This is a genomic window from Pseudonocardia sp. P-1, assembly GCF_058111925.1.
Genome location: NZ_CM176614.1, coordinates 1,949,373 through 1,972,311, shown reverse-complemented (window position 1 = coordinate 1,972,311; position 22,939 = coordinate 1,949,373). Strand labels below are relative to the sequence as shown.

Below are 22,939 nucleotides of genomic sequence, written 5' to 3'. Positions count from 1 at the left end.
CCGGGCCCCGGGCCCCGACGTGCCACCCCGCCCGTCGCACCGCCGCACGGAAGGACCCCCATGCGTTCCGACACCCTCGACCGGTTCCTCTGGGACCTGGCCGCCCGCGTCCCCGCCCCCGGGGGCGGCGCGACGGCCGGCCTGCACCTCGCCCAGGCCGCCGCCCTGCTCGGCATGGTCGCCCGCTACACCGACGGCGAGCGCCACGCCGAGCACGCCGACGCCGTCCTCGACATCCGCAACCGGGCCGACGCGCTGCGCATCACCGGCCTCGGACTCGCCGAGGACGACGCCCGCGCGTTCGGTGCGGTCGGCGCGGCCTACGCACTCCCGCGCGACACCGAGGAGGCGAAGCGGGTCCGCACCGCGGCGATCGCCGCCGCACTGGTCGAGGCGGGACGGATCCCGGCGCAGGTCATCCGCGCGGCGGAGCAGGTGGTCGACCTCGCCGAGCGGCTGCGGCCGATCGGCAACCCCAACGTGATCAGCGACGTGGGAGCGGCGGCCGACGCCGCACGGGCCGCGGCCAGCACCGCCCGGCTCAACGTCGAGATCAACCTGGCGGGCCTCACCGACCCGCCGGCGCGCAGCGAGCTGTCCGCGGCACTGACCGGCGTCGACGACCTGCTGCGCCGGGCCGACACGGTGACCGACGACGTACGGGAGCAGATCCGCCGATGACCCCGCAGGCCCCCACCCCGCCGCCCCCCCGCCCCGACCACGTCGTGCTCGACGGCACCGCGCGCGCCCGCGAGCTGCGCCGGGGCGTGCACGCCGAGGCCGCCGCGCTCACCCTGCTCGGCGTCGCACCGCGGCTGGCCGTCGTCGTCGCCACCGCCGACGAGGGCGCCGGCTGGTACGTCCGCTCGCTGTCCGGCGCCGCCCGCCGGGTCGGCGTCGAGTGCGAGGTCGTCGACCTCGGCCCGGACGCCGCGCCCGAGCTCATCGGCGCCACCCTGGCCCGCCTGAGCAGCGACGACACCGTGCACGGCATCATCCTGCAGACCCCGCTGCCCGACGGAGCGCGGGTCGAGGAGCTGGCCGCGTCGATCGTCCCGGAGAAGGACGTCGACGGCGCCAACCCGCTGTCCGCGGGCCGGCTCGCCGCGGGCCTGCCCGCCTACCCGCCGGCCACCGCGGCCGCGGTGCTCGAGCTGCTCGACCACCACGGCGTCGAGCTGGCCGGGCGCAGCGCGGTCGTCGTCGGGCGCTCGCTGGTCGTCGGCAAGCCGACCGCCCAGCTGCTGCTGCAGCGCGACGCGACGGTCGGGATCTGCCACCGCCACACCAAGGACCTCGCCGAGCACACCCGCACCGCGGACGTGCTGGTCGTCGCGGTCGGGCGGATCGGGCTGATCCGCGCCGAGCACGTCGCCGACGGCGCGGTCGTGGTCGACGTCGGTACCAACACCGCGCCCGACGGCAGCCTGGTCGGCGACGTCGACGCGGTCGACGTCGCGCGGAGGCCGGGGGCGCTCACGCCGGTGCCCGGTGGTGTCGGTCCGGTGACCACGGCGCTGCTGCTGGCGCACACCGTCCGCTCGGCGCGCACCCACGTCCGAGCCCCGCTCAGACGACCTGGCGGACCGCCTTCTCGAACCCGATGACGTGCGCGCGGGCCCGTTCGGCCGCCTCGTCGGCCTGCTGGCCCGCGATGGCCCGCAGCAGCCCCGAGTGCTCGCCGACGTGCTGGTCGAAGTCGGTCATCCGGTCCAGGAACAGGCAGAAGATCCGGGTCGCCAGGTTGTCGTAGCGGATCAGGGTGTCCTCGAGGTGCGGGTTGGCCGCCGCGGAGTAGATCGTCCGGTGCACGTGCAGGTCCCAGCGCATCAGCTCGTCGCGGTCCAGTGTGCGCACGTCGATCCGGTCGATCGTGTCGGCGAGCTCGGCGAGGTCGGCCCGGGTCGCGGGGCCGGAGTACTCGGCGGCACGGCGCGCGGCGAGCGGCTCGAGCTGCACACGGATCTCGGAGATGTAGGCGAGGTCGGTGATGTCGACGCCGGTCGCGAACGTCCCGCGGCGCGGGTAGGAGACGACCAGCCGGTCGATCTCGAGCCGCTTGAGCGCCTCCCGGACGGGGGTGCGACCGACCTCGAGGGACTTCGCGAGGGCGACGTCGTCGATGGCCGTCATCGGCGGGATGTCGAGCATGATCAGCCGATCCCGGATCACCGTATACGCCTTGTCGGCGAGGGACGTGTACTCCGGATCGGCGTCGTCGGGAAGTGCGGTCACCGTCGCATGTTAACGCGACATGTGTGATTAACAGTCCTCGGACAGCCCCACACCTCTTGACTGAGACTGATATATCAATGCACCATCTACAGCGTGCCGCGGTCTCCGCGGACCGCGTCCGACCGAGGAGAGGCCGCCGTGTCCCGTTCCTTCATCCTGACCCTGGACTGCCCGAACCGCACCGGCATCGTGCGGGCGGTCAGCGCGTTCCTGTTCGAGCACGGCTGCGACATCGGTGAGTACCAGCAGTTCGACGACCCGCTGCGCGGCCGCCTCTACCTGCGCACCCAGGTCGGCGCGGAGCAGGACGTGGACCTCGACGCCGTCAGTCGCGACTTCGAGGCCGTCGCGGCGGAGTTCGGCATGAGCTTCACCTTCACCGACGGTGTCCCCGCCCGGATCCTGGTGATGGTCTCCAAGCTCGGCCACTGCCTCAACGACCTCATCTTCCGCTGGCGGGCCGGCAGCCTCGGCGCCGACATCGTCGCCGTCGTGTCCAACCACTCCGACCTGCGCCCGATGGCCGAGGCGGCGGGGCTGCCGTTCGTGCACGTCCCGGTGACCGCGGAGACCAAGCCCGAGGCCGAGGTGCGGCTGCTGTCGCTCGTCGACGAGTTCGACGCCGAGCTGGTGGTGCTCGCCCGCTACATGCAGGTGCTCTCCGACGAGACCTGCAAGGCCCTCGAGGGCCGGGCGATCAACATCCACCACTCGTTCCTGCCCGGTTTCAAGGGCGCCCGCCCCTACCACCAGGCCTACGAGCGCGGCGTCAAGCAGGTCGGCGCCACCGCCCACTACGTCACCCCGGACCTGGACGAGGGCCCGATCATCGAGCAGGAGGTGATCCGGATCGACCACTCCTACGACCCGAAGGCCCTGCAGATGGTCGGCCGCGACGCCGAGGCGCTCGCCCTGTCCCGTGCGGTCCGCTGGCACTGCGAGCGACGGGTGCTGCTGACCGGCGGCAGCACGGTTGTCTTCCGGTGACGCCGCTCCGGCCTCCACGGCCCCGTCCCCGCACCGCGGGGGCGGGGCCGTTCCGCGTTCTGTCGGTCGTGTCCCGCCTGCCGCTGCCCGGCCCGGCGACACCTCGCGTCTCGTGGCACCCGACGCGTGGGGTGCCACGCGTCGTGGTGGGGTGCCACGGTGTTCGTGCACTTCTGCCCGATGCCGGGGGGCGGGAAGGGGGAGTGGGGCGCACGACCGCCCCGCGCCGGCGGGCCGGGCGGGGCGGTCGTGGTGGTGCGGGACGGAGCGGGGATCAGCCCACCCGGTCGCGCACCCAGTCGTGGAACTCGCCGATGTGGTGCTCGCTGGGCACGAGCACGCCGCCCTTCTCGTAGGAGCGCGAGTCCATCGCGAGCTGACAGCGCTCGCAGGCGTCGAAGTCCTGGACGTTGACCCGGTGGAACAGCTCCACCGAGCGGTCGATGTCGGCGCCGGAGTCGACGACCTCGGGCAGGTAGAGCCAGTCGCAGACGACCAGGGTCCGCTCGGCGGTCAGCGGGAACATGCGGTGGAACACCACGTGGTCGGGGACCAGGTTGATGAACACCGACGGTCGCACGGTGATGGCGTAGTAGCGGCGGTCCTGCTCCTGCGCGACGCCCGGGATGCGGGTGAGCCCCTCCGAGCCGTCGACGGTGAACCCCTTGATCTCCTCGCCGAACTCCGCGCCGTGCCCGACGAAGTACTGGGCGGCGAGGCCGTCGGCGAACTCGGGCAGCACCTCGGTGAGCTCGGGGTGGATCGTCGCGCAGTGGTAGCACTCCATGAAGTTCTCGACGATCTGCTTCCAGTTCGCCGTGACGTCGTAGGAGATGCGCCGGCCGAGCTTCAGGTTCTCGACGTCGTAGCCGACGATCGCGTCCGGCGAGCCGAGCCGGGTGGTGACGTCACCGATCACCGTCTCGGTGAAGGAGGGCGGCTCCTCGGCCAGGCTCAGCCAGACGTAGCCCAGCCACTCGCGGACGTGCACGGTGTGCAGGCCGTACTCGACCTTGTCGACGTCGGGCATCGAGCTGAGGTTCGGCGCCGCGATGAGCTTGCCGTCCAGGCCGTAGGTCCAGGCGTGGTACGGACACTGGAAGGAGCGCTTGACCTCGCCCTTCTCCTCCGTGCACAGCCGCGCGCCGCGGTGCCGGCAGACGTTGAGGTAGGCCCGCACGGAGTTGTCCCTGGCCCGCGTGACGATCACGCTCTCCCGTCCGATCTGGACGGTCTCGAACGCGCCGGGCTTGTCCAGGTCCGCGGCCAGCACCGCGCAGAACCACGTCTTGTGGAAGATGTTGTCCTGCTCGGCCCGGAAGATCGCGGGGTCGGTGTAGTAGTGGCCGGCGAGGGTCTCTCGCAGGCTGTCCGGGAGGCTCTGCCCCTCGGTGGCGGGGGTCGACAACTCACCGGTCGTCATGGCGGTACTCCTCGTGGGCGACGGTCGGGCGTGCGGCTGCGGGGCGGGGTGCGAGGCCGGTAGCCGTCGACGGGTGGGCCTCCGGCGGGCCGAGCTCGGGATCGGTGCGACGGCGTCGGGGTGCTACGGAGGCCGGCGCCGCGGGACCGGGGGTCCACGCGACGGCCGGGCGCCGGAGGCGACCGGCGTGCGGTCACGGTGGAAGCGTTGCGGCACAGCGGATCACCTCCTGCAGTGGGATTCCGACGCGATGACGGCGGCGATCGGGGCCGCGGAAACTCACGAGAAACACGGGAAACTGTTGCGTAACAAGCAACGAGTCGCTCAATGCGCACCACGATGGGAGCGCGTCTCCCGGGTCGGTGTCAAGGGGTCGCGGCAGTGGTGTTCGTGCAGGCCCGGGGTGTGGGCCGGTCGTCCCGGGCGGGGCGACGGAACTGCTGGGGGCACGGTGGCGACTCCGGTGTCGGCGGGCTCCGAGCGGCCGGTGGGGTCTTGACCGCCGCTTCGGGGCCACCATAACGTGCACAGATATATTAATCGAGTATCTGATGGGAGCAGGTGAGGCCGGGCTCGGCCCCGGCCGGCCGCCGCCCCTCTGGCGCCGCCTGCGCGGCCGGGAGGGACCCGCCCCCGCACCCCTCGCGCCGGCGATCCCGGCCGCGGGACCGCCCGACCCACGGAGCGGCGCACGGACCGCACTTCCCCCGCACCCGGACAGAGGTGGAGACGTCATGACGCAAGTCGATCCCCGGTCGTGTACCGAGGACCCCGGAGCGCCCCCGGAGCGCCCCCGCACGGACTGGACGGTCTTCGGGATCGGCGCCGCGCTGGCGCTGCTGTTCGTCGTCTGGGGGGTCGCGGCGCCGGAGAACCTGCGTACGACCGCGTCCGGGATGATCGAGGCCCTGATGCGCGGGGGCGGCTGGGGCTTCATCCTCGCCGCGACCGCCTTCGTCGCGTTCGCGCTGTTCCTGGCCTTCAGCCGCTTCGGGCGCATCAAGCTCGGCGCCGACGACGAGGAGCCCGAGTTCCGCACGGTCTCCTGGATCGCGATGATGTTCTCCGCCGGGATGGGCATCGGGCTGATGTTCTTCGGGGTCACCGAGCCGCTGACCTTCTTCCGTTCCCCGCCGCCCGGGTCCGCCGCGCCCGCGACGACCGAGGCGATGCAGGTCGCGATGGCGACGTCGCTGTTCCACTGGACGCTGCACCCGTGGGCGATCTACGCCGTCGTCGGCCTCGCCATCGCCTACTCCACCTTCCGCCGGGGCCGGCGGCAGCTGATCAGCCAGGCGTTCGTCCCGCTGATCGGGCAGAAGGCCGCCGACGGGGCGATCGGCAGGGCGATCGACATCCTCGCGATCTTCGCGACGCTGTTCGGCTCCGCGGCCTCGCTGGGTCTGGGCGCGTTCCAGATCGGCGGCGGCATGCAGACCGTCGGCTGGGTCGACGGTGTGCCGGGGGCCGGCGTGCTCGCCGCGATCATCGTCGTGCTGACCGCGGCGTTCATCCTGTCCGCGGTGTCGGGCGTCGCCAAGGGCATCCAGTGGCTGTCCAACACCAACATGGTGCTGGCCGGGGCGCTGGCGCTGTTCGTGTTCGTCGTCGGCCCGACGGTGATCATCCTGGACCTGGTGCCGACCGCGCTGGGCGCCTACTTCGCGCAGTTCTTCGAGATGGTCGGGCGCACCGAGGCCGTCGGCGGCGAGCCGATGCTCGAGTGGCTGTCGAGCTGGACCGTCTTCTACTGGGCGTGGTGGATCTCGTGGACGCCGTTCGTCGGCATGTTCCTGGCGCGGATCTCGCGCGGGCGCACCATCCGTGAGTTCGTCGGCGGCGTCATCCTCGCGCCGAGCCTGGTCTCGCTGGTCTGGTTCTGCATCTTCGGCGGCGCCGCCGTCGAGCAGGCCCAGCAGGGTGCGCAGTTCTCCGACGACTCCAACGTCCAGCTCTTCCAGATGCTCGGCGCCTACCCGTGGGCCACGGCCACCGGCCTGCTCGTGATGGTCCTGGTGGCGATCTTCTTCGTGTCCGGCGCCGACGCCGCGTCGATCGTGATGGGCACGCTGTCCCAGCGCGGCACCATCGAGCCGAGCAGGTGGGTCGTGGTCTTCTGGGGTGCCGCGATGGGCGCGGTCGCGGTGCTGATGCTGGTCACCGGGGGTGAGGACGCCCTGTCGGGCATCCAGAACCTGACGATCCTGGTCGCCGCGCCGTTCGTGGTGATCATGGTGCTGCTGTGCCTGGCGCTGCACCGCGACGTGCGCCGGGACAAGGTTATCCTGCGCGCCGAGAAGAGCGCCGAGGTGATGGAGCAGGCCGTCGAGTGGGCGACCGACAACCACGGCGACGACTTCTACGTGAAGGTCGGGTCCTTCGCGAAGGACGACTCCGGTGAGCCCGCCTCCCCGGACGGCACCCACCCCGCCGCGACCGCCGCCGCGACCGCCGACGGGGCGGGGGACCGGGCCGAGCCCGTCCCGGTCGCCGTCGTCGACCCCCTCGCCCCGGTCGACCGGCCCGACGACGACCGGCCCGCCCCGGTCGGCACCGCCGACCGGCACTGAGTCCGGCACCCGGCCGGGTGCGCGCCACGAGCGCGTGCCCGGCCGGTCCGGCGCCGGGGCCGCCGGGGGTCAGGCGGTGCGGAGCTCCACGCCGGCCTCGGTCAGCGCGGCGAGCGCCCGCTCCGTCGTCTCCGGTGCCACCCCGGCGCAGTGGTGCAGCAGCACCGTCGTCGCCAGCCCGAGCCGGGACGCGTCGAGCGCGGTCGCCCGGACGCAGTGGTCGGTCGCCAGGCCGACGACGTCGACCTCGGTCACCCCGTGCTCGGTGAGCCAGTCGCCCAGCGGGGTGCCCGACTCGTTCGCGCTCGCGCCCTCGAACCCGGAGTAGGCGCTGGTGTAGGCGCCCTTGTCGAAGACGCACTCGATCGGCGCCACGTCCAGTGCCGGGTGGAACGACGCGCCCGGCGTCCCCGCGCGGCAGTGCGGCGGCCAGGAGTCGACGAAGTCCGGGGTGTCGGAGAAGTGCGGCCCCGGGTCCACGTGCACGTCCCGGGTGGCGACGACGTGGTCGTAGACCCGCCCGTCGCGGCCACCGGTCGCGAGCGGCCCGATCCCGGCGGCCACGGCGGCCCCGCTGGCCACCGCGAGGGCGCCGCCCTCGCAGAAGTCGTTCTGGACGTCGACGACGATCAACGCTCGTGCCATGGCTCAGCTCCCGGTGAGGAAGGTGGTCGGGATCGCAGGCTCGCCGCGGGACAGCTTCAGCCCCTCCCACGGTACGGCGACCAGCGCCGTCCGCAGCCGCTCCCGGGCGGCCTCCAGCCCGGTGACGACGTCGTCGGCGACGACCTTCCCGTCCCGCACCAGCGGCACCGGCAGCACCCGGTCGTGCGGGCCGAGGACCGGGTCGGTGCCGTAGGGGTACACGACCTCCTCGACCGCGGTCCCGGTCGGCTTGAACCGGCGCAGCGCCGCCTTGCGCCCGCCGCGGGACTCCTTCGCGCTCGACCGCTTGGCCACCGGGCGCCCGTCGACCTCGACGAGCTTGTAGACCATCCCGGCCGTCGGCGAGCCCGACCCGGTGACCACCGAGGTCCCCACGCCGTAGGAGTCGACCGGCTCGGCGCGCAGCGAGGCGATCGCGTACTCGTCGAGGTCGCCGGAGAGTACGATCCGGGTGCCGGTGGCGCCGAGCGCGTCGAGCTGCTCGCGGGCCTGGCGGGCCAGCTCGCCGAGGTCGCCCGAGTCGATGCGGACCGCCCCCAGCCCGGGCCCGGCGGCCGCGACGGCGTACTCGATGCCGCGGCGGATGTCGTAGGTGTCGACGAGCAGCGTGGTGCCGGTGCCCAGCGCGGCGACCTGGCTGGCGAAGGCCGCCGGCTCGTCGTCGTGCAGCAGGACCCAGGCGTGCGCGGCGGTGCCCGCGGTCGGGATGCCGTGCCGGGCACCCGCGGCGAGGTTCGACGTCGTCGCGAAGCCCGCCAGGTACGCGGCCCGGGCCGAGGCCACGGCGGCCTCCTCGTGGGTGCGCCGCGAGCCCATCTCGATGAGCGGCCTGCCGGCCGCCGCGGTCACCATCCGGGCCGCCGCCGAGGCGATCGCGCAGTCGTGGTTGTAGATCGACAGGGCGACGGTCTCCAGGATCACCGCGTCGGCGAAGGTGCCGGTCACGGTGAGGACGGGGGAGCCGGGGAAGTACAGCTCGCCCTCCGGGTAGCCGTCGACGTCGCCGGAGAAGCGGTAGTCGCCCAGGCGCTCCAGGGTCGCCGCGTCGACGACCGGGGCGAGGAACTCCAGGTCGGCGGCGGAGAACCGGAAGCGCTCCAGCGCCTCCAGCAGCCGCCCCGTCCCGGCGACGACGCCGTAGCGGCGCCCGTCGGGCAGGCGGCGCGCGAACAGCTCGAAGACGCAGTGGCGTTCCGCGGTGCCGTCGGCGAGGGCCGCCGCCACCATCGTCAGCTCGTAGCGGTCGGTCAGCAGGGCCGTGCCGGTCATGGCCGGGAGCCTACGGCTCCTGTGCCACCATGGGGCGCATGTCCGCGCCGTCCCCAGCGCCGTCCCCGGCGCCCACCGAGCAGGTCACGCCCGACCTGGACGAGTCCGCCGGCCCCGACACGCCGTGGCAGGCCATCGTCTGGAACGACCCGGTCAACCTCATGTCGTACGTGACCTACGTGCTGCAGAAGGTGTTCCACTACCCCGAGGCGAAGGCCACCGCGCTGATGCTCGACGTGCACCACAAGGGACGCGCCGCGGTGTCGGCGGGGGACAAGGACACCGTGGAGGGCCACGTCGCCCAGCTCCACGCGGCCGGCCTGTGGGCCACCATGCAGCGGGCCTGAGCGTGAACGGCTGGAAGCGCAGCGGGCGGGGCGACCGCGTCCGCTACACGTCCGGGTTCTCCGGCGAGGAGGCCGTCGTCCTGCGGGGCCTGTTCGTCGAGATCCGCCAGATGCTCGCCGGTCGTGCCGAGCTCGCGCCCACCGACGAGCTGGCCGAGCTGACCGGCATCCGCACCGGCCCGACGTCGCGGCCGACCGACCGGGTGCTGGCCCGGTTGCTGCCGGACTTCACCACCGAGGACTCCGATCTCGCCGGCGGGATGCGCTCGCTGCACGAGCCGTCGCTGATCGAGGCCAAGGACACCGCCGCGGCGACCGTGCTGGACACGCTGCCCGAGGCCGGCGGACGGCTCGAGCTCACCGAGGCCCAGGTCGACGCCTGGCTGGCCGCCCTCAACGACGTGCGGCTCGCGCTCGGCACCGCCCTCGACGTGAACGAGGACATGCCCGAGCAGCTGCCCGACGACGACCCGCGGGCCCAGCACCTGGGCGTCTACCACTGGCTGACCTACGTGCAGGACTCCCTGGTCCGGGTCCGCGTCCGCGGGCTCTGACCCGCCCGGCCGCCCCTCAGCGGCGCACGATCCGGTCGGTCGACGGCGCGGCCAGGCCCGGGTTCGCGCCCAGGTACGCGACGAACGCGTCGAGGTCCACCGGACCGCCGACCAGCTCGGTCCCGGCGGTGAAGGTGTCGAAGCCGTCGCCGCCCGCGGACAGGAAGTTGTTCGTCGCGACCCGGTAGCGGCCGTCGTCGGTGACTCCGACGCCGCCGATGGAGATGTCACCGACCCGGTTCCCGGCCACCACCGTGTAACGCAGGTTCGACGAGCTCTGCAGCACCGTCGGACCGTCGTCGACGGTGAACTGCTGGTCGAGCACCGCGCGCAGCTGAGCGCCGGTGAGCGTCATGGTCTGCAGGATGTTGCCGAAGGGCTGCACCGTGTAGGCCTGCCCGTAGGTGACCCGCCCGCCCGCGCCGGGCACCAGGTCCGCGCGCACCCCGCCCGGGTTGGTCAGCGCGAGCTGTGCGCCGTCGCCGCGCGAGGCGGCGAGCTGGGCGTCGGCGATCACCGTGCCGAGCGGGGACAGTCCCGACGGCGCGGCCGCGCGCAGCAGCGGGCCGGCGAGGGTGCCGACCGGGCGCTCGGCCAGCGGCCGCGACTGCGCGACCGCACGGTCGACGACGTCGGCGGCCGCCGGGTCGGGGGCGACGTCGCGGGTGACCACCACGTTGCGGGCGGTGCCGGTCGCGGCGCGGTCCACGTCGCCGTCGCCGGTCAGGGCGAGGTCGACCACCGACAGCAGCCTGCCGGACGACAGGCCCTGCACGAACGGTCGCGGGTTCCCGGCCGGGTCGGTCGCCGAGCACGCGTACTGCTGGTGGGTGTGCGCGGAGAACACCGCGTCGACGTCGGCGGACACCGCGGCCGCGATCCGCGACCCCGGCCCGCCGGGCTCGATCGCACAGGCGTCCGGGCCGCCGTCGCCGGTCGCCTCGTCGCCCTGGTGCAGCAGCAGCACCTGTGCCCGCACCCCCTGCGCGGTCAGCTCGCGCGACGCCGCGTCGACCGCGGCGACCTCGTCGCCGACCTCCAGGCCGCGGATGCCGTCGGGGGAGACCAGGTCGGGCAGCTCGGACAGAGTGGCGCCGATGACGCCGATCCGGGCGCCGCCCGCCTCCACCACCGTCGACGCGGCGAGCGCGGGCTTCCCGCCCTCGGTCACGTTCGCCGACAGGACCGGGAACGACGCGCCGTCGTAGGACGGGGTGAAGCGGCAGCCGTCGGCCGGGTGGCAGCCGCCGCGCTGCAGCCGGCGCAGCTCGGTGATGCCCTCGTCGAACTCGTGGTTCCCCGCGGCGGACGCCGCGACGCCGATCCGCTCCAGCACCTCGACGGTCGGCTCGTCGCGGAACAGCGCCGACGCCAGCGGAGACGCGCCGACGTTGTCGCCGGTGGACAGCACCACGCTCGCCGGGGCCTGCGCCCGCAGCGCCGCGACGTGCGCGGCGACGAACGCGGCGCCGCCGGCCTCGACCTGCGCGCCGGCGTCGTCGGTCACCCGGCCCGAGGACCCCGAGGGCGGCTCCAGGTTGCCGTGCAGGTCGTTGAGCGCGATGAGCCGCACCGTGCCGGAGCCGGGCGCGCCCGCGGCGGGGCGGCCCGAGAGCGTCACCGCCTCGACGGTGACCGCGACCGCGAGGACGACGACGAGCACGGCGGCGAGGACGAATCCGACACGGCGACCGGAGGGGGGCACGCAGCGCAGTATGGACGCACCCCCGCCCGGGAGGTCGTGGCCGGGATCACAGAACGTGGTGTCGGGTGCGTGAACGGCCGGTTCCGGCCCGGCGGGTGTTCGGTCCCGCGGCCGGGGCCGCGTATCCTCGGGTCGTGCTCGTCCTCCGGTCCGACCTCGTCGATGCGATCGTCGCGCATGCCCGCCGGGACTTCCCGGTCGAGTCGTGCGGGCAGCTCGTCGGTCCCGAGACCGGCGAGCACCCCGAGCGCTACGTGCCGATGACCAACGCCGACGAGTTGGCGAGCGACTTCGCCTTCGCCCCGGCCGAGGACATCCGCCTGGAGCGCGAGCTGGACGCGGCCGGTGAGCGCCGCATGCTCGTCGTCCACTCCCACACGCGGCTGCCGCGGCGCCCGGTGGCGCACACCGGCCTGCCCGAGGCCTACCCGTCGCCCAAGGACGTCGCCCAGATGGAGTGGACCCCCGACCAGCACTGGCTGATCGTGGGCCTCGCCACCGCCGACGCCGAGCCCGAGGTGCGCTCCTACCACCTCGCCGACGGCGAGGTCGTGGAGGACGAGTTGGCGGTCGTGGAGTCCTACATGTTCTCCCACACCGGTTCCGACGACGTGCCCGACCGGGCCTGATCGACCCTCTCGCGCACCCGCGCCGGAGGTCGCGCGGGAATGTCGCCGTACTCCGGCCGCGTTGTCGCGCGTGAGAAATCCACGCCAGAGCGACCCACCAGGAGTGATCACAGAGATGGCCGTCTCCGTCTCCATCCCCACCATCCTTCGCACGCACACCGACGGTGAGAAGACCGTCGAGGCGAAGGGCGACACCGTCTCGGCGGTCATCGACGACCTGGAGTCGCGGCACAGCGGCATCAAGGACCGTCTGATCACCGACGGCAAGCTGCACCGCTTCGTCAACATCTACGTCGACGACGAGGACATCCGTTTCGCCGGCGGCCTGGAGGCCCCGGTCTCCGAGTCCTCCACGTTCACGATCCTCCCGGCCGTGGCCGGCGGTCGCTGAGCCCACCGGACCCCGGCACCGGGCGGCGTCCCCGCCCGGTGCCGTCGTGTGAGGAGAACCCGTGCGTTACGACTCGTTGCTGGACGCCGTCGGCGACACCCCGCTGGTCGGGCTGCCGTCCCTGTCGCCGTCGGAGGACGTGCGGCTGTGGGCGAAGCTGGAGGACCGCAACCCCACCGGCTCGATCAAGGACCGGCCCGCGCTGGCGATGATCACCGACGCCGAGAAGCAGGGGTTGCTCACGCCCGGCTGCACGATCCTGGAGCCCACCTCGGGCAACACCGGGATCTCGCTCGCGATGGCCGCGAGGCTCAAGGGCTACGAGATCATCTGCGTGATGCCGGAGAACACCTCCGAGGAGCGTCGCCAGCTGCTGGCGATGTACGGGGCACAGATCATCTCCTCGCCGGCGGCGGGCGGCTCGAACCAGGCCGTCGCCGTCGCCAAGCAGCTGGCGGCCGAGCACCCGGACTGGGTGATGCTCTACCAGTACGGCAACCCGGCCAACACCGACGCGCACTACCGCGGTACCGGCCCGGAGATCCTGCGGGACCTGCCGTCGATCACCCACTTCGTCGCCGGGCTCGGCACCACCGGCACCCTCGTCGGCGCCGGGCGCTACCTGCGCGAGCACAAGCCCGACGTGCAGGTCGTCGCGGCGGAGCCGCGGTACGGCGAGCTCGTCTACGGCCTGCGGAACCTCTCGGAGGGCTTCGTCCCGGAGCTCTACGACGAGACCGTGCTGACCGGACGGTTCTCGGTCGGCTCCTACGACGCGCTGCGCCGCACCCGCCAGCTCGTCGAGCAGGAGGGCATCTTCGCCGGGATCTCCTCCGGCGCGATCCTGCACGCCGCACTCGGCGTCGCGAACAAGGCGCTCGACGCCGGGCAGCGCGCCGACGTCGTCATGATCGTGTGTGACGGCGGCTGGAAGTACCTGTCCACCGGCGCGTACTCCGGTGACCTGGGGACCGCCGCGCAGGGCATCGACGGGCACCTCTGGGCCTGAGCCGGGCACAACGGGCATAGCGGGCGGCCGAGCCGGTACCGTGGGTGACATGACCGCACTCCCGGACGGCCGCCCCGCCCGCGTGCTGCCGCCCGCGCCGGTGCGCGCCGCGGTGATCATGCTGGCGTTCACCGCCGCGCTCTACGCGATCGAGGCGGTCGACCAGGCGTCCGGCGGGATGGTCGACGCCGCCGCGGCGATCTACCCGCGCAGCACCGACGGCCTCGCGGGGATCCTCACCGCGCCGCTGCTGCACGGCGACTGGGCGCACCTCGCCGCCAACAGTCTGCCGTTCCTGATCTTCGGGTTCCTCGCCATGTCCGGCGGGCCGGTGCAGTGGGTCGCGGTCACCGCGACGATCTGGGTGATCAGCGGGCTGGGGGTGTGGCTGACCTCGCCGCTGCCGGTGCTCGGCGCCTCCGGCATCGTGTTCGGCTGGTTCCTGTTCCTGCTCACCCGCGGCTTCCTGGCCCGCAACGGACGGCAGATCCTGCTCGCCGTCGTGCTGTTCCTCTTCTACGGCTCGATCCTCTGGGGTGTGCTGCCGTCGGACCCGATGGTCTCCTGGCAGGGGCACCTGTTCGGCGCGGTCGGCGGCGTCGTCGCCGCCCGCTGGGTCGCGAAGGCCGACCGCCTACCCTCCTAGGGTGTGAGCGACGCGCCCGGTATCGACGCCCCGATCGGCATCTTCGACTCCGGAGTCGGGGGGCTCACCGTCGCCCGCTCGGTCATCGACCTGCTGCCCGCCGAGCAGATCGTCTACGTCGGCGACACCGCGCACAGTCCCTACGGGCCGCGCCCGCTGGCCGACATCCGGCGCCTCGCGCTCGCGATCGGCGACGAGCTCGTCGACTCGGGGGTCAAGGCGCTGGTCATCGCCTGCAACTCCGCCTCGGCGGCCTGTCTCGCCGACTTCCGCGAGCGCTACCCGGTCCCGGTGGTCGAGGTCGTCCGCCCGGCCGTGCGCCGCGCCGTCGCCACCACCCGCAACGGCCGGATCGGTGTCATCGGCACCGCCGCGACCATCGCCTCGGGCGCCTACGCCGACGCCTTCGACGCCGCCCGCGACACCGAGATCACCTCGGTGGCCTGCCCCCGGTTCGTCGACTTCGTGGAGCGCGGCACCACCAGCGGACGCCAGGTCCTCGGCGTCGCCCAGGGGTACCTGGAGCCGCTGCAGCGCGCCGGGGTCGACACCGTCGTCCTCGGCTGCACCCACTACCCGCTGCTGTCCGGGGTGCTGGAGATCGTCCTCGGCCCGGACGTGACGCTGGTGTCCTCGGCCGACGAGACCGCCCGCACCCTGGTCCGGACCCTGCACGCGCACGACCTGCTGCGCGACGACACGACCCCGCCCGCGCCGCACCGCTTCCTCGCCACCGGCGACCCGGAACCCTTCGCCCGGCTCGGCCGCCGCTTCCTGGGCCCCGAGATCGGCTCGGTCGTGGGCCGCGCGGGCGCCGCGCTCCCGTCCGCCTGACCACCGGCCGCGACGGGCGGGTCCTCCGCGCCGCACCGGGAACGGGGGGTAGCGTTCCCGCCGTGATCGGAACGCTCGTCCTGGTGATCACCGTGGCGCTCTCGGCCACCGCGCTGTTCGGGCTGGTCACGACGGCGCTGAACCGGCCCCCGAGCCGGGTGCACACCGTCGCCGTCGGGATCTGTGTGGCGCTCATCGTCGTGCAGGCGGCGATCGCGGCGTACCGGGTCCTGCTCGGCGGGGTCACCCTGCCCGAGCAGTCGACCTTCCTCATCTACCTCGCCGTCGCGGTCTGCGTCCCGGTGATCGCGCTGCAGTTCGCCACCGCCGAGCCGAGCCGCTGGGGCGGCGCCGTGATCGCCGTCGGCGCGATCGGGACGCTCGTCGCCGTGCTGCGCCTGCAGGGCCTGTGGATCCCGGGGGTGCCCGGTGCCTGAGCCCCGCGCCACCGCCACCGGCCCCGGGCGCATCCTCATCGCCGTCTACGGCATCTTCGCGCTCTCGGCCTCGGCGCGGGCCGGCGTGCAGATCGCCGAACGCTTCGGTGAGGCGCCGCTCGCGTACTCGCTGTCCGCGCTCGCCGGCTTCGTCTACATCCTGGCCACCGTCGGTCTGGCGGGCACCGGCCCCGGCTTCCGCCGCCTCGCCTGGTCCGCCGTGGTGTTCGAGCTCGTCGGCGTGCTCGCCGTCGGCGCGTTCACCACGTTCGTCCCCGCCGACTTCCCCCGCGAGACGGTCTGGTCGCACTTCGGCGCCGGCTACGGCTTCGTCCCGCTGGTGCTGCCGTTCGTCGGGCTCTGGTGGCTGCGGCGTACCTCACGAACGGGTTAGGGTCGCGCATGCGGCTGATCGTTCTCGGGTGCTCCGGCAGCGGCCCCGGACCCGAGTCCCCGGCATCGGGCTACCTCGTCGAGGCCGGGACGACCCGCCTCACGCTCGACCTCGGCAACGGCACCCTCGGCGCCCTGCAACGGCACGCCGACCCGTTCTCCCTCGACGCCGCGGTGTTCAGCCATCTGCACCCCGACCACTGCTCGGACTTCCCGTCGCTGGTGGTGCACCGTCGCTACCACCCCCGGCCCCCGTTCGATGCGACCGCGCGCAAGCTGGCCGTGCACGCCCCGGCCGGTGCGCACACCCGCTTCGCCCGCGCCGACGCCGTCACCGAGGCCGACTACGCCCGCACCGATCTCACCGACGTCTTCTCCTTCCACGACCTCGTGGTCGGCGAGCCGTTCACCGTCGGCACCGGGGACGACGCCGTCACCGTCACCGCGTACGAGGTCGTGCACGTCTGCCCCGCCTACGCGCTGCGCCTCGAGCACCGCGGCCGGGTCCTGACCTACTCCGGGGACACCGCAGCCTGCCCCGGGCTCGTCGAGGCCGCCCGCGACGCCGACCTGCTGCTCTGCGAGGCCAGCTGGCCGCACGCCGAGGCCGGGCCGCCCGGGGTGCACCTGTCCGGGCAGGAGGCGGGCGAGCACGCCGCGGCCGCCGGGGCCCGGCGCCTGGTCGTCACCCACGTCCCGGCCTGGTTCGACCGCGAGTCCCTCGGCGCCGAGGCCAAGGCGGCCTTCGGCGGGACCGTCGAGCTCGCCCGGCCCGACGCGGTGTTCGAGGTCTGAACCGGCTTCCTACGATGGCCGGGTGACACGAACAGAGGGCAGGGCCGACGGCCGGACCGACGACGAGATGCGGCCGGTGACCATCACCCGGGGCTTCCAGAAGCACCCCGCGGGATCGGTGCTGGTGGAGTTCGGGGACACGAAGGTGCTGTGCGCCGCCAGCGTCACCGACGGGGTGCCGCGGTGGCGGAAGGGATCCGGCCTCGGCTGGGTCACCGCCGAGTACGCGATGCTGCCCTCGGCGACCGACACCCGCTCGTCGCGGGAGTCGGTGAAGGGCAGGATCGGCGGCCGCACCCACGAGATCTCCCGGCTGATCGGCCGGTCCCTGCGCGCCTGCATCGACCTGCGCGCGCTCGGCGAGAACACGATCGCGATCGACTGCGACGTCCTGCAGGCCGACGGCGGCACCCGCACCGCGGCCATCACCGGTGCCTACGTGGCCCTGTGCGACGCCGTCACCTGGCTCGGCGAGCAGGGCAAGCTGTCCGATCCCAAGCCGATCTCCTGCCAGGTCGCCGCGGTGTCGGTCGGCGTCGTCGACGGCCGCGTCCGGCTCGACCTGCCCTACTCCGAGGACTCGCGGGCCGAGGTCGACACGAACGTCGTCGCCACCGAGACCGGCACCCTCATCGAGGTCCAGGGCACCGGCGAGGGCGCCACGTTCTCCCGCTCGACCCTCGACGCCATGCTGGACTCCGCGCTCGCCGGGATCGCCGAGCTGGCGCGCCTGCAGGTCGAGGTGCTCGCCGCGCCGCACCCGAAGATCGCCGCGCAGGCCGCCGCCGACGTCCCGGACACCGCGGGGGAGGGCGAGGCGTGAAGATCCTGCTCGCCACCCGCAACGCCAAGAAGCTCGTCGAGCTGCGCCGGATCACCGAGGCCGCCGGGCTCTCCGGGGTGGAGATCGTCGGGCTCGCCGACGTCCCCGAGTTCCCGGAGGCCCCCGAGACCGGCGCGACCTTCGCCGCGAACGCGCTCGCCAAGGCCCGCGACGCCGCCGCCGCGACCGGGCTGCCCGCGATCGCCGACGACTCCGGCATCACCGTCGACGCCCTGAACGGCATGCCGGGCATCTTCTCCGCCCGCTGGTCCGGCCGGCACGGCGACGACGAGGCCAACCTGCAGCTGCTCCTCGGGCAGACCACCGACGTCCCCGACGAGCGCCGTGGCGCCGCGTTCGTGTGCGCCGCCGCGCTGGTGACGCCCGACGCGGCCACCGCAGGCCCCGACTCCGACCCCGCCCCCGGCGACACCGACGGCCCGGACGCGGAGGCCTCCGTGCCCGGGCGCACCGTGGTGCACGGGACGTGGCGCGGCACCCTGCTGCGCGCCCCGCGGGGTGAGAACGGCTTCGGCTATGACCCGATCTTCGCCCCGGAGGGCGACGACCGCTCCTCGGCCGAGCTCAGCGCCGAGGAGAAGGACGCCGCCTCGCACCGGGGGACCGCGCTGCGCGCGCTCGTCCCGCACCTGCAGGCGCTGCTCGCCGACGGCTGAGGGACTACTCGGGAGCGGGCTCGGCCAGGACGCGCTGCGCGATCCGGAACGCCGAGTTCGCCGCCGGGACCCCGCAGTAGATCGCGGTCTGCAGGATGATCTCGACGATCTCGTCGCGGGTCAGGCCGTTGCGCCGGGCCGCCCGCACGTGCAGCTCGAACTCCTCCCAGTGTCCGTGCGCGACGAGCGCGGTCAGCGTCACCGCCGAGCGCATCCGGCGCTCCAGCCCGGGGCGGGTCCAGATCTCGTTCCACGCGTAGCGGGTGATCAGCTTCTGGAAGTCCGCGGTCGTCTCGTCGACGCGGCCCAGCGCCGCGTCGACGTAGTCCGAGCCGAGGACCTCGCGGCGCACGGCCAGCCCGTCGGCGTCCAGTTCGGCGGGGTCGATACCCGAGTCGCTCATGGTCGGCAGCCTCTCACGACCGACCGCGGCGGCACGCGCGCCGACCGCGGCCAGCGGCGCGCCCGGAGGTGCCCGGCCACGCGGACGGCCGCGGCCGGTGGCGCACGCGGGGGAGTCCGGTCACGTGCGACGACCGCGGCCGACGGCACCGGCACGGGTCTCGGTACCGTGATCTCCGTGCGGTGGTGGCGGTTTCTGCTGGGCTGCCTCGGGCTGGTGCTCGCGGCCGCACTCGTCGTACTCGTGGCCCGGTCCCTGGGGCTGTCCGCCGTCCCTCGGTTCGGTGAGCTGCGCCGGGCCGTGGAGGCCGCCGGGATCTGGGGCCCGGTCGTGTTCGTGCTGCTCCAGGTCGCGCTGAACGTCCCGCCCTTCCCCCGGACGGTGTTCACCGTGTCCGCCGGGGTGCTGTTCGGCGCCCTCGGCGGTGCGGCGCTGACCCTGTTCGCGACCGCGCTGTCCGCGGTCGTGGCGTTCGCGCTCGTCCGGGCCACCGGCGGGCGGCTCGTCGCCCGCTACGCCGGCCACCCGCGCGCGGTGTGGGTGCGCCGCAGGCTCGACCACCACGGCGTGCTCGCGGTGACGTCGCTGCGGCTGATCCCGATGGTGCCGTTCGCGGTGCTCAACTATCTGTCCGGGCTGTCCCAGGTGCGGTTCTGGCCCTACCTGGTCGGCACCGTGATCGGGTCGGCGCCGAGCACCATCGCCGTCGTCGCGCTCGGCGACGCCGTGACCGGGCACGTACCACCGACCCTGCTGCTGGTCTCCGGGATCTGCGCGGTGCTCGGTCTCGGCGGGGTGCTGCTCGCCGCGCGGCGGCCACTGCCGGACGAGGCCGGCGGAGTCGCGCCCGGGGGGACGGAGCCGGCCGGGACCGCGCCGCCCGCCGGGTGAGGCGGGCGACGCGATGCGTGCCGGCGGCGGGATTCGAACCCGCACTTGCACGGACCTAAACCGTGTCTCTCTGCCAGTTGGAGTACGCCGGCTAGTTCTTTCGGCCGCACCAGGTATCGGTGAGGGCGTGGCAGTTCGCGCACAGGATACGAAGGTTCTCGAGCCGGTTGTCGGTGTGGTCGCCGTTCACGTGGTCGAGTTGGAGCGGGACGGGTCGTCCCTGCCACTCGGTCAGGCCACACCCCTCGCACCGCGCGGCCTTCAGCCCCTCCGCGACGAGCCGCCGGCGCAGGGTCGCGCTGCTGCGGTAGCTCGACCCGCGGACCAGGATGTCCGCCAGCGGCCGTGCCCGCCGCCCCGGGAAGGTCCGGCCCCGGGCCCAGGAACGCCCCGTGAAGTGTGTCGTGTCGAGCTCGAGCGTCCGGATGTGCGCGACCACCGCCCGGAACATGCCGCCGCTGGGCTCGTACCCGAGCCGCCGGAGCACGGCGTGCACGCTGACCTCGGCCGCGACGGCCGCCCGCAGCTCGCCGTCGGTGTAGCGCCGTCGGTGGTTGCGGTGCCCGGGGTCGAACGCGCCCGGGATGTGGCTCGCGTCCGCGCCGGTCCGGACGATGTGGGCTCGCAGCTGGTCGTACCGCCCGGGCCGGATGCCCAGCCGGTGACACACCTCGCTCAACCGTCGCGACGCCGCCACCGCCGCGAGCAGCTCCTCGTCGGTCCACCGGCGGGCGCGGGGCACGTCCGCTCACCCCGCGCCCGCCGGCCGGACGGGCATCAGACCTTCCAGTCCCGGCGCAGCTTTGCCACGTGCCCGGTCGCCTTCACGTTGTACTGCGCGTCGACGATCGTGCCGTCCTCGCCGACCAGGAAGGTGGAGCGGATGACCCCGGTGACCGTCTTGCCGTAGAGCTTCTTCTCGCCGAAGGCGCCCCAGGCGGTGAGGACCTCGCGGTCCGGGTCGGACAGCAGCGGGAAGGTCAGCTCCTCGTTGTCGCGGAACGTCGCGAGCTTGGCGGGCTTGTCCGGGGAGATGCCCAGCACGTCGATGCCCGCGCCGTTCAGCTCGGCGAGGTTGTCGCGGAAGTCGCAGGCCTCCTTCGTGCAGCCCGGGGTGCTCGCCGCCGGGTAGAAGTAGACGACGACCTTGCGGCCGCGGTAGTCCGCCAGGGAGACGGCCGTGCCGTCGGCGTCGTCGAGGGTGAAGTCGGGGGCGGTGTCGCCCGCCTGCAGCCGTGTGCTCATGACGATCAGCGTGCCACCCGTGTCCCCGCCCTCGGCGCCGAGCACGCGGTCCGTGGACGGACCGCCCGGTTGTGGACGGAGTGGGCTCAGGGCTCCCCGGCGAGCCGTTCCAGCCGTCGCAGCTGGCCGTCGAGGTAGGGCCGTGCACGGCGCAGGCCGCCGCGTTCGGCGATCGCCGCGGCGAGCGAGCGCAGCGTGCCGAGCACCGCGGGCAGGTCCGGGTCCCAGCCGCGCCTGCGGCACTCGGCGAACCAGTCCGCGGGGCTCGTGTGACCGCGAGCCCGGTTGCAGCGACCGCAGGCGACGACCTCGTTCTCCAGCCACGACGGTCCGCCCTTCACCTTCGGGACGAGGTGGTCGGTCGTGGCGCGGACCGGTCCGGTGCAGTCGCGGCGGCACCATACACAGTGCCCGCCGTCGCGGAGCGCGGCCAGCGCCAGGCGCTGCGCGCGCCCGGGCTGGGCGGGGGAGGGGGTCACGGAACGGTCAGAACGCGTAGCGGATGCGCAGCCACGGTGCGTGCCGCTCGACGAGGCCGCGCAGTTCACGCACCCCGCGGGCCTTCACGGTGTCCCGGTAGCGCACGTTCCACATGCCGTTGCCGCTGCGCTTGCCCTGCTGGATCGCGGGTCGCCACAGCACCTCCTCCGCCCGCGGGTGCCAGCCGAGGTTCACCTCGTGCAATCCCTCGTTGTGGGTCAGCAGGATCACCTCGGCGGCGGCCTGCGCACGGAACGCGGGGCCGGTGACGTCGCCGATCCGGGTCAGGAGCTCGGCCCAGTCGGCCTGCCAGCCCTCGCGCAGCACCACCGGGGACAGGTTGAGGTGCACCTCGTAGCCCGCGGCCACGAAGTCGTCGATCGCGGCGATCCGCCGGGCGACCGGGGTGGTGCGCACGTCGAGCAGCCTGCTGTCGCGTTCGGGCATCAGCGAGAACCGGATGCGGGTGCCGCCCTGCGGGTCGAGGCCCAGCAGCTCGCGGTTGACGTACTTCGTCGCGAAGCTGGCCCGCGCGCCGGGCAGATCCCGGAAGCAGCCGACCAGGTCGGCCACGTTGTCCGAGAGCAGCGCGTCGACCGCGACGTCGGAGTTCTCCCCGATGTCGTAGACCCAGTCGGTGTGGTGGACCTGGTTCGGTTCGGTCTTGGGCCCCTGACGCCGCACGTGCCCGCGCAGGTAGCGGACGATCCGGTCGATGTTGGTGAACACGGTGACCGGGTTCGCGTAGCCCTTCTGCCGGGGGACGTAGCAGTAGGCGCAGGCCAGCGCGCAGCCGTTCGCGGTGGAGGGGGCGATGAAGTCCGCGGAGCGGCCGTTGGGGCGGGCCGAGAGCGACTTCTTCTCGCCCAGGACCAGATTCTCGGTCTTGACCCGGACCCAGCGGTCCACGTTGCCGGCGTTGCCGTGCAGCGCCTCGATGTTCCAGTGCGAGGCGACCTCGACGATCTCGGCGTCGGGGAACGACAGTGCGACCTGCTGTCCGCGCGGCGACGCCAGCGCGTCCGGTTCGGCCCAGATCCGGCGGATGTCGAACAACTGTTCCACACTCACCGGCCCAGCCTCGCAGGATCGTGCGGGTACCGCCCGGCGACCGTCCACGGCACCCGAATCGGCGGCGCGCCGTGGGCGGGCGCGCGGACCGGCCCGTGCGGTGGCTACGGTGTGTGCCACGCCGCTCGCGGTGCCCCGACGTCGGTGTCGGGGCAGCGTCGGGCGCGAGCAGCAGGAGTCCCGGGCGCGGACGCGTACCGGCCGAACCGGAGGTGGACGTGGTGGCCCGCGACCCCGAGAACATCCAGCGCGAGATCGAGAAGACCCGGGACGCGCTGGCCGAGAGTCTGGACGCCCTGGCGGACCGGGCGAACCCGAAGAACCTCATCGAGGGCGGCAAGGAGCAGCTCGCGGAGCGGCTCGCCGACCCGAAGGTCAAGTACTCGCTGATCGCGGTCGGCGCGCTGGTCGGGCTGGCGATCGTCCGCTCGATCTTCCGCTAGACCGCCTGCACACCAC

General features: G+C 73.6%; 28 protein-coding genes and 1 tRNA gene. 18 read left to right on the top strand and 11 right to left on the bottom strand.

The window, feature by feature from the left end; all coding sequences use genetic code 11:
- Positions 1–60: 60 nt before the first annotated feature.
- Together AC0GKK_RS09445 and AC0GKK_RS09440 are read left to right on the top strand one after the other, a co-directional pair.
- The gene (locus AC0GKK_RS09445; protein ID WP_489883611.1) at positions 61–681 is read left to right on the top strand and encodes a cyclodeaminase/cyclohydrolase family protein; all 621 of its coding nucleotides are present in this window, start codon (positions 61–63) and stop codon (positions 679–681) included.
- Positions 678–1,607, top strand: coding sequence for a bifunctional 5,10-methylenetetrahydrofolate dehydrogenase/5,10-methenyltetrahydrofolate cyclohydrolase (locus AC0GKK_RS09440; RefSeq protein ID WP_476653991.1), 930 nt, complete (start codon positions 678–680; stop codon positions 1,605–1,607). Before AC0GKK_RS09445 ends, AC0GKK_RS09440 begins: the two co-directional genes overlap by 4 nt.
- Here AC0GKK_RS09440 and AC0GKK_RS09435 read toward each other — a convergent pair.
- Positions 1,570–2,235, bottom strand: a complete 666-nt coding sequence (locus AC0GKK_RS09435; protein ID WP_489883610.1) for a GntR family transcriptional regulator — start codon at positions 2,233–2,235, stop codon at positions 1,570–1,572. The genes AC0GKK_RS09440 and AC0GKK_RS09435 overlap by 38 nt on opposite strands.
- 138 nt (positions 2,236–2,373) lie before the next feature.
- Here AC0GKK_RS09435 and purU point away from each other — a divergent pair, with 138 nt between their 5' ends.
- The gene (gene purU, locus AC0GKK_RS09430) at positions 2,374–3,222 is read left to right on the top strand and encodes a formyltetrahydrofolate deformylase (protein WP_405418950.1); all 849 of its coding nucleotides are present in this window, start codon (positions 2,374–2,376) and stop codon (positions 3,220–3,222) included.
- A gap of 274 nt (positions 3,223–3,496) precedes the next feature.
- Here the strand turns inward: purU and AC0GKK_RS09425 are convergent, their stop codons facing one another.
- Positions 3,497–4,645: an aromatic ring-hydroxylating oxygenase subunit alpha gene (locus AC0GKK_RS09425; RefSeq protein ID WP_405418949.1), complete on the bottom strand. Its 1,149-nt coding sequence runs from the start codon at positions 4,643–4,645 to the stop codon at positions 3,497–3,499.
- A 734-nt stretch (positions 4,646–5,379) separates the two neighbouring features.
- On the opposite strand from AC0GKK_RS09425, the gene AC0GKK_RS09420 reads away from it, so the two are divergent.
- On the top strand, positions 5,380–7,215 hold the full coding sequence (locus tag AC0GKK_RS09420) for a BCCT family transporter (RefSeq protein ID WP_476653992.1): 1,836 nt from the start codon (positions 5,380–5,382) through the stop codon (positions 7,213–7,215).
- Positions 7,216–7,284: 69 nt separating this feature from the next.
- On the opposite strand, the gene AC0GKK_RS09415 is transcribed toward AC0GKK_RS09420, so the two are convergent.
- Positions 7,285–7,860, bottom strand: coding sequence for an isochorismatase family protein (locus tag AC0GKK_RS09415; RefSeq protein WP_489883609.1), 576 nt, complete (start codon positions 7,858–7,860; stop codon positions 7,285–7,287).
- A 3-nt stretch (positions 7,861–7,863) separates the two neighbouring features.
- Positions 7,864–9,150, bottom strand: coding sequence for a nicotinate phosphoribosyltransferase (locus tag AC0GKK_RS09410; protein ID WP_251785510.1), 1,287 nt, complete (start codon positions 9,148–9,150; stop codon positions 7,864–7,866).
- A gap of 38 nt (positions 9,151–9,188) precedes the next feature.
- Between AC0GKK_RS09410 and clpS the strand changes: the two genes are divergently transcribed.
- Both clpS and AC0GKK_RS09400 read left to right on the top strand, forming a co-directional pair.
- A complete protein-coding gene (clpS, locus tag AC0GKK_RS09405; protein WP_060710877.1) occupies positions 9,189–9,497 on the top strand; it encodes an ATP-dependent Clp protease adapter ClpS in 309 nt (102 codons plus the stop codon).
- 2 nt (positions 9,498–9,499) lie between these two features.
- Positions 9,500–10,051, top strand: coding sequence for a DUF2017 domain-containing protein (locus tag AC0GKK_RS09400; protein ID WP_062400754.1), 552 nt, complete (start codon positions 9,500–9,502; stop codon positions 10,049–10,051).
- A 16-nt stretch (positions 10,052–10,067) separates the two neighbouring features.
- On the opposite strand, the gene AC0GKK_RS09395 is transcribed toward AC0GKK_RS09400, so the two are convergent.
- Positions 10,068–11,756, bottom strand: a complete 1,689-nt coding sequence (locus tag AC0GKK_RS09395; RefSeq protein WP_489883608.1) for a bifunctional metallophosphatase/5'-nucleotidase — start codon at positions 11,754–11,756, stop codon at positions 10,068–10,070.
- Positions 11,757–11,890: 134 nt separating this feature from the next.
- Here AC0GKK_RS09395 and AC0GKK_RS09390 point away from each other — a divergent pair, with 134 nt between their 5' ends.
- From AC0GKK_RS09390 to AC0GKK_RS09345, 10 genes are all read left to right on the top strand, one after another.
- Positions 11,891–12,385: a M67 family metallopeptidase gene (locus AC0GKK_RS09390; RefSeq protein WP_476653995.1), complete on the top strand. Its 495-nt coding sequence runs from the start codon at positions 11,891–11,893 to the stop codon at positions 12,383–12,385.
- Positions 12,386–12,500: 115 nt separating this feature from the next.
- The gene (locus AC0GKK_RS09385) at positions 12,501–12,776 is read left to right on the top strand and encodes a MoaD/ThiS family protein (protein WP_073576170.1); all 276 of its coding nucleotides are present in this window, start codon (positions 12,501–12,503) and stop codon (positions 12,774–12,776) included.
- Between the two features lie 61 nt (positions 12,777–12,837).
- A complete protein-coding gene (locus AC0GKK_RS09380; protein WP_073576169.1) occupies positions 12,838–13,785 on the top strand; it encodes a PLP-dependent cysteine synthase family protein in 948 nt (315 codons plus the stop codon).
- A 49-nt stretch (positions 13,786–13,834) separates the two neighbouring features.
- Positions 13,835–14,431, top strand: a complete 597-nt coding sequence (locus AC0GKK_RS09375) for a rhomboid family intramembrane serine protease (RefSeq protein ID WP_489883607.1) — start codon at positions 13,835–13,837, stop codon at positions 14,429–14,431.
- 3 nt (positions 14,432–14,434) lie between these two features.
- Positions 14,435–15,265, top strand: a complete 831-nt coding sequence (gene murI / locus AC0GKK_RS09370; RefSeq protein ID WP_062400757.1) for a glutamate racemase — start codon at positions 14,435–14,437, stop codon at positions 15,263–15,265.
- A gap of 62 nt (positions 15,266–15,327) precedes the next feature.
- On the top strand, positions 15,328–15,702 hold the full coding sequence (locus AC0GKK_RS09365) for a hypothetical protein (protein ID WP_073576167.1): 375 nt from the start codon (positions 15,328–15,330) through the stop codon (positions 15,700–15,702).
- Positions 15,695–16,096 carry a hypothetical protein gene (locus AC0GKK_RS09360; protein ID WP_073576166.1) on the top strand — a complete coding sequence of 134 codons (402 nt, stop codon included), beginning with the start codon at positions 15,695–15,697 and terminating at the stop codon, positions 16,094–16,096. Before AC0GKK_RS09365 ends, AC0GKK_RS09360 begins: the two co-directional genes overlap by 8 nt.
- An 8-nt stretch (positions 16,097–16,104) precedes the next feature.
- Positions 16,105–16,890, top strand: a complete 786-nt coding sequence (locus tag AC0GKK_RS09355) for an MBL fold metallo-hydrolase (protein ID WP_346103913.1) — start codon at positions 16,105–16,107, stop codon at positions 16,888–16,890.
- A 67-nt stretch (positions 16,891–16,957) separates the two neighbouring features.
- Positions 16,958–17,713: a ribonuclease PH gene (rph, locus tag AC0GKK_RS09350; protein WP_208825061.1), complete on the top strand. Its 756-nt coding sequence runs from the start codon at positions 16,958–16,960 to the stop codon at positions 17,711–17,713.
- Positions 17,710–18,390 (top strand): non-canonical purine NTP pyrophosphatase, encoded by a 681-nt coding sequence (locus AC0GKK_RS09345; protein ID WP_489883606.1) that lies wholly within the window; start codon positions 17,710–17,712, stop codon positions 18,388–18,390. Before rph ends, AC0GKK_RS09345 begins: the two co-directional genes overlap by 4 nt.
- A 4-nt stretch (positions 18,391–18,394) precedes the next feature.
- Here the strand turns inward: AC0GKK_RS09345 and AC0GKK_RS09340 are convergent, their stop codons facing one another.
- Positions 18,395–18,793 (bottom strand): carboxymuconolactone decarboxylase family protein, encoded by a 399-nt coding sequence (locus AC0GKK_RS09340; protein ID WP_208825034.1) that lies wholly within the window; start codon positions 18,791–18,793, stop codon positions 18,395–18,397.
- Positions 18,794–18,970: 177 nt separating this feature from the next.
- Between AC0GKK_RS09340 and AC0GKK_RS09335 the strand changes: the two genes are divergently transcribed.
- The gene (locus tag AC0GKK_RS09335) at positions 18,971–19,684 is read left to right on the top strand and encodes a TVP38/TMEM64 family protein (protein WP_476653999.1); all 714 of its coding nucleotides are present in this window, start codon (positions 18,971–18,973) and stop codon (positions 19,682–19,684) included.
- 18 nt (positions 19,685–19,702) lie between these two features.
- Here AC0GKK_RS09335 and AC0GKK_RS09330 read toward each other — a convergent pair.
- The 5 genes from AC0GKK_RS09330 to AC0GKK_RS09310 form a co-directional block, all read right to left on the bottom strand.
- Positions 19,703–19,776 (bottom strand) — tRNA-Leu (locus AC0GKK_RS09330).
- The gene (locus AC0GKK_RS09325) at positions 19,776–20,426 is read right to left on the bottom strand and encodes a hypothetical protein (protein ID WP_405418931.1); all 651 of its coding nucleotides are present in this window, start codon (positions 20,424–20,426) and stop codon (positions 19,776–19,778) included. The genes AC0GKK_RS09330 and AC0GKK_RS09325 overlap by 1 nt, the downstream gene beginning before the upstream one ends.
- A 35-nt stretch (positions 20,427–20,461) precedes the next feature.
- A complete protein-coding gene (bcp, locus tag AC0GKK_RS09320; protein ID WP_073576290.1) occupies positions 20,462–20,929 on the bottom strand; it encodes a thioredoxin-dependent thiol peroxidase in 468 nt (155 codons plus the stop codon).
- Positions 20,930–21,015: 86 nt separating this feature from the next.
- Positions 21,016–21,408 carry an HNH endonuclease gene (locus AC0GKK_RS09315; RefSeq protein WP_161151331.1) on the bottom strand — a complete coding sequence of 131 codons (393 nt, stop codon included), beginning with the start codon at positions 21,406–21,408 and terminating at the stop codon, positions 21,016–21,018.
- A gap of 7 nt (positions 21,409–21,415) precedes the next feature.
- Positions 21,416–22,480 carry a spore photoproduct lyase family protein gene (locus AC0GKK_RS09310; protein WP_224403352.1) on the bottom strand — a complete coding sequence of 355 codons (1,065 nt, stop codon included), beginning with the start codon at positions 22,478–22,480 and terminating at the stop codon, positions 21,416–21,418.
- 221 nt (positions 22,481–22,701) lie between these two features.
- Between AC0GKK_RS09310 and AC0GKK_RS09305 the strand changes: the two genes are divergently transcribed.
- Positions 22,702–22,923, top strand: coding sequence for a DUF3618 domain-containing protein (locus tag AC0GKK_RS09305; protein ID WP_062404273.1), 222 nt, complete (start codon positions 22,702–22,704; stop codon positions 22,921–22,923).
- Positions 22,924–22,939: the final 16 nt, after the last annotated feature.